Origin of the sequence: Rhodococcus sp. NPDC057014 (assembly GCF_042673295.1) — a bacterium.
Taxonomy (GTDB): domain Bacteria; phylum Actinomycetota; class Actinomycetes; order Mycobacteriales; family Mycobacteriaceae; genus Rhodococcus_F.
The window spans coordinates 1-4,880 of sequence record NZ_JBHUSF010000471.1 but is presented as its reverse complement, the minus strand read 5'-3'; the positions used below and the strand labels follow the sequence as shown (position 1 = coordinate 4,880).

At 70.3% G+C, this 4,880-nt stretch carries 4 protein-coding genes; all 4 read right to left on the bottom strand.

Annotated elements, in window-relative coordinates; genetic code table 11:
* Positions 1 to 1,232 (bottom strand): alpha/beta hydrolase (locus tag ACFTZB_RS42995; RefSeq protein WP_378441673.1); only part of this gene is annotated, 1,232 nt, incomplete at its 3' end.
* A 69-nt stretch (positions 1,233 to 1,301) separates the two neighbouring features.
* On the bottom strand, positions 1,302 to 2,417 hold the full coding sequence (locus ACFTZB_RS42990) for a hypothetical protein (RefSeq protein ID WP_378441671.1): 1,116 nt from the start codon (positions 2,415 to 2,417) through the stop codon (positions 1,302 to 1,304).
* The gene (gene hflX, locus ACFTZB_RS42985) at positions 2,410 to 3,864 is read right to left on the bottom strand and encodes a GTPase HflX (protein WP_072942400.1); all 1,455 of its coding nucleotides are present in this window, start codon (positions 3,862 to 3,864) and stop codon (positions 2,410 to 2,412) included. The genes ACFTZB_RS42990 and hflX overlap by 8 nt, the downstream gene beginning before the upstream one ends.
* A gap of 58 nt (positions 3,865 to 3,922) precedes the next feature.
* The gene (dapF, locus tag ACFTZB_RS42980) at positions 3,923 to 4,792 is read right to left on the bottom strand and encodes a diaminopimelate epimerase (protein ID WP_378441668.1); all 870 of its coding nucleotides are present in this window, start codon (positions 4,790 to 4,792) and stop codon (positions 3,923 to 3,925) included.
* Between the last annotated feature and the right edge of the window lie 88 nt (positions 4,793 to 4,880).

The window sequence follows — 4,880 nt, the reverse complement described above, 5'->3', positions numbered from 1 at the left end:
TCGTAGTACCGCACGTTCAGACCGGCCGCCCGCGCGGCAGCGAACATCCGCTGCTGCTGCGGGCGGTATTCGTCGTCCGCGGCCCCGGCCACGAACACCCCGGTCAACTCCGGGAACCGCCGTGTCTTCAGCACGTCCGCCGGATTGACCGCCGCGAACGCCCGCTCGTCGCCGCCGAACGTCGCCGCCACCGTCCCCGCGTGATCGCCGAGCGACGGCTCGTCTTGACCGAGGAAATCGAGGAACGTCGGGAAGGTCCCCGGATAGTTCACCGCCAGCTGGATCGAGCAGGTGCCACCGTAGGAGAATCCACCGATCGCCCACTGCGCCGGATCGTGCGACACCTGCAGGGACGTCTCGATCCAGGCGGGCACGTCGCGGGCCACGTAGGTGGCTGCGTTGCCGAGCGCCGAATCGAGGCACAGCGGATTCGCGTCCTGTGCCCGCAGCGCGTCGACCACCACGACGACCGGTGCGAGTCCGTCGTGCCGTGCGGCATACGCGTCCACGGTGGATCCCAGCCGTCCACTGCTGAACCAGTCCTGGGGCCGCCCCGGCTGTCCCGCGATCATCACCAGCACGGGGAGCACCGCCCGGGGTGACGTCAGGTACGCCGGCGGCAGGTACAGCACGGCCGGCCGGGCACCGAATCCGGACTCGGTGCCGGGAATCTCCACTTCGGTCACCACGCCGGAGCCGGGTGTGCGCACCGGACGTGTCCACGCCGAGTCCATCGGGGTCCCCGACTGCACCGCGTCCTCGAACCCGGAGACGTCACCGAACGACACCGGCTGGACACTGGCCGGTGGACGGTGCCCCACCAGCGAGCCTGCGGTCGGGAAGACCCCGACCTCCGCGTTGACCTGGCCCACCGCCGCCGCCGCGACCACGGCGGCCGCCACACCGATCACTCCGGACCGCCGGACTCCGGGCTTCCGGAGCAGGAGCGCCGCGGCGAGGACCAGGATGCCGACGGCGAGCCAGATCCAGGCATACCCGGTGAGGGGGATCTGGTTGGGCAGCGGACGGTACGCCGCCCACACGAAGCCTCCGATCACGGCGGTCACGGGCACCGCGACCGCGGCGGCGCCCACGATCGGGGGCCTCGGGGAACGAGACACCGCCAGCAGCACGACGACGCCCACCACCGCGGCCGCCGTCGACGCGCACTGAGCGCGCCCGTGCTCGAGCGACAGGTGGGCGATACGCGACAACAACTCGTGGGCCTGCACAACGCCCAGTATTCACATCGTGCCGCGCACCGAAAGAATCAGGCTCGCAACATTTCTCGCAAATCCGACCTATCGGGCACGACGGCGGACGAAGTAGCCGGCGACCACGACGAGCACGACCGCACCGCCGGCGATGCCGATCCCCCACTGCGTTCCCGGTGACTGCGCCGACGACTCGTCCGAGACGGCCTGGGCACGGGCCTGCTCCTGCACCCTCGACACCGCCCCGGGCAGCACCCGAATCGGTGGGACAGGCCCCTCCCGGGCCTCGGAGGCGATCAGAAGGTCGCCGTTGTCGGTGAACGCGACCGACTCCCCCTGCGGCTGTTCCGGCACGTGAGCGCGCACGGCGGGTCCGGCCGCGAACGCCGCGGCCAGGTCGCCGTCCGGAGCGGAGAACAGGAACACGTCGGAATAGTTGCGCACGGCGGCGACCGTCCCGTCGGCGGACACGGCCCCGCCGGTGAACATCGTCGAATGCACGGCCGGGGCCGTGGTGCCGCTGCCGGTGGTCGCGTCGTCGACGCCGTTCGTCGCGGAGACGTCCAGCGTTCCGACCTTCTCCAGCGGGGTCGGGCCGGGGCTCGCGAGATCGCCGACGGCGACACCCCCGACGGGCCGGTACACGTTGCCCGCCCCGAACACTTCCTTCGTGACGATCAGCGGGGTGCCGTCGCGTTGGACGAGGACCGTCTCGGCGTCGTGGGGGCCGTCCGGATACGTCAGCCGATGCAGTTCTCCGGCGCCCGTGTCACGGTCCATCGCGATCAACGCCACCGTCTCGCGCCTGCGTCCGTTGTCGCCGATGTCGGCCAGCCACAGCCGGCCGTCGGGGCCGGACGCCATGTCCTCCACGTCGTACGGGTCGACCGGCAGCGGCAGCCAGCGCTGCACGGCGCAATTCCCGTCCATCACGGCGACCGCGCGATCGGACCCGCTGTCGCCGACCGCGTAGAGCAGCCCGCCCGCCGACACGAGCCCCGACAGCTCTGCGAGCGAGGCCTCGTCCGGGGTGCCGACCGCGGAATCGTCGGGAGTGCACAGCGGACCGAACTCCGACGCGTCGACCGCGGTCTGGTCGCGGAAGAACGGCTCGGCGAATCCGGTTCCCGCCGCGGCGAGCGGTGCGCACGCGGCGAACACGGCGACCGCCACGCGGGCGGACCACCGTGAGAGGTCAGGCACTGCCGCTGTACTCGACCAGTGCCGACGCCAGCGCTTCGGGCACCCGCGCGTGGACGCGCGTGCCGTCCTCCTCGTGGGAGGAGTCGAGGATCTGACCGTCCGAGTGGATCCGGGCCATCAGATCTCCCCGGTTGTACGGGAGGAGGACACTGACCTCGATCTCCGGGCGGACCAGGACGTCGCTCAGATGTGCCCGCAACTCGGCGATGCCCTCCCCGGTCCGGGCGGAGACGAACGACGCACCGGGCAGCAGACCACGCAGCTGGGTCAACGTGACGGGGTCGGCGGCGTCGATCTTGTTCACCACGATCAGCTCGGGCGGTGCCGCGGCGTCGTTCTCCCGGATCACCTCGGTGATCACCTCGTGGACGGCCTTGATCTGATCCGTGGGCAGCGGATCGGAACCGTCGACGACGTGCAGCAGCAGATCCGCGTCCGTCACTTCCTCGAGCGTCGAGCGGAACGCCTCGATCAGCTGCGTCGGCAGATGCCGCACGAAGCCGACGGTGTCGGTGAGGACGTATTCGCGGCCGTCGTCCAGAGCCGCCCGCCGGGTGGTGGGATCGAGGGTGGCGAACAGCGCGTTCTGCACCAGCACCCCGGATCCGGTCAACGCATTGAGCAGGCTCGACTTGCCGGCGTTCGTGTATCCGACGATCGCGATGGACGGGGTCTCGCTGCGCAGACGCCGGGTGCGTTTGGTGTCGCGGGCGGCCTTCATGCCCTTGATCTCGCGACGCAGCTTCGCCATCCGCTCACGGATACGACGGCGGTCCGTCTCGATCTTGGTCTCACCGGGACCACGCAGACCCACACCGCCGTTGCTGCCGGCGCGACCACCCGCCTGCCGGGACATCGATTCACCCCAGCCGCGCAGTCGGGGCAGCATGTATTCCATCTGGGCCAGCGCCACCTGCGCCTTGCCCTCCCTGGACGTGGCGTGCTGGGCGAAGATGTCGAGGATGAGGGCGGTCCGGTCGATGACCTTGACCTTGACGACCTTCTCCAGCGCGGTCAACTGCGCCGGGGTGAGTTCACCGTCGCAGATGACGGTGTCGGCGCCGGTGGAGAGGACGACCTCGCGGAGCTCCTCGGCCTTGCCGGAACCGATGTAGGTGGCCGCGTCGGGTTTGTCCCGCCGCTGGACGAGGCCCTCGAGGACCTCCGATCCGGCGGTCTCGGCCAGCGCGGCGAGCTCGGCCATGCTGGATTCGGCCTGCGCGGCGGTTCCCTGGGTCCAGACACCGACGAGCACCACGCGTTCGAGGCGCAGCTGCCGGTATTCGACCTCGGTGACGTCGGTGAGCTCGGTGGAGAGCCCGGCAACTCGGCGCAGCGCGCTGCGGTCCTCGAGTTGCATCTCGCCGACCGAAGGGCGCCCGTCGTCGTAGGCGAACTCAGTGGAGTCGGAGATCGGCGATTCTTCTGTGCGATGTGTTTTCGTCATACACCCTCATGATCCCACGGAATGTCGAGGGCGTGCACGCGCATTTCGCGCAGGGCGATCAGGCGAGACCGTTCCACCAGTTGTCGTCGAGGTTCCCGGACGCCACCAGGACGGACGGTCCGCGCAACGTCGCCCGTCCGCCGGACAGCGCCACCGTGACCTGACCACCGGGAATGCGGACGTTCACCTCCCCGGACTCTGCGCCGTCGAAGCGCAGTGCGGCGGTGGCCGCGGCCACCGTGCCGGTACCGCACGACCGGGTCTCGCCGACCCCGCGCTCGTGCACCCGCATGTCCACGGCGCCGGAATCGATGCGGGTGAGGATCTCCACGTTGACGCCGTGCGGGAAGAACCCGGGGTCGAACCCGGGTGCTGCGGTCAGATCGAGGGCGGACAGCGACGCCGCCGTGAGGTGCGCGTCGACACACGCCAGGTGCGGATTGCCGACGTCGATGCCGATGCCGTTGAACACCTTGCCGTCGATGGTCGCGGCGCTGGTTCCGAGGTCCCGCACCACCCCCATGTCGACGGTGACCTCGCCGACGGAGCCGTCGGCCGAGTGCACGATCACCGGTTTGCCGCCGGCCCGGCTGCCGACCACGAACTCGTCGCGCGTCTCGAGACCGGTCGAGCGGAGGTAGTGGGCGAAGACGCGGACACCGTTGCCGCACATTTCCGCGATCGACCCGTCGGCGTTGCGGTAGTCCATGAACCAGTCGTCCTCGGACGTGCCGTCCGGGAGTTCGGCGAGCACGCCGGCAGCGGCCAGCGCACCGGCCTTGGCGACGCGCAGGATTCCGTCGGCGCCGAGTCCGCGCCTGCGATCGCACAGCGCCGCCACCCGAGGGGCGGACAGATCGATGCGGACGTCGGGATCCGGGAGGACCACGAAGTCGTTCTCGGTGCCGTGTCCCTTGCTGAAATCCATGCGCACCACTCTAACCAACCGCCGCGGGGGTGCAGTTCGTCTGCGCTGCCGCGGTGCGGCTCATCGACGCTGCCGCGGTGCGGTTCAT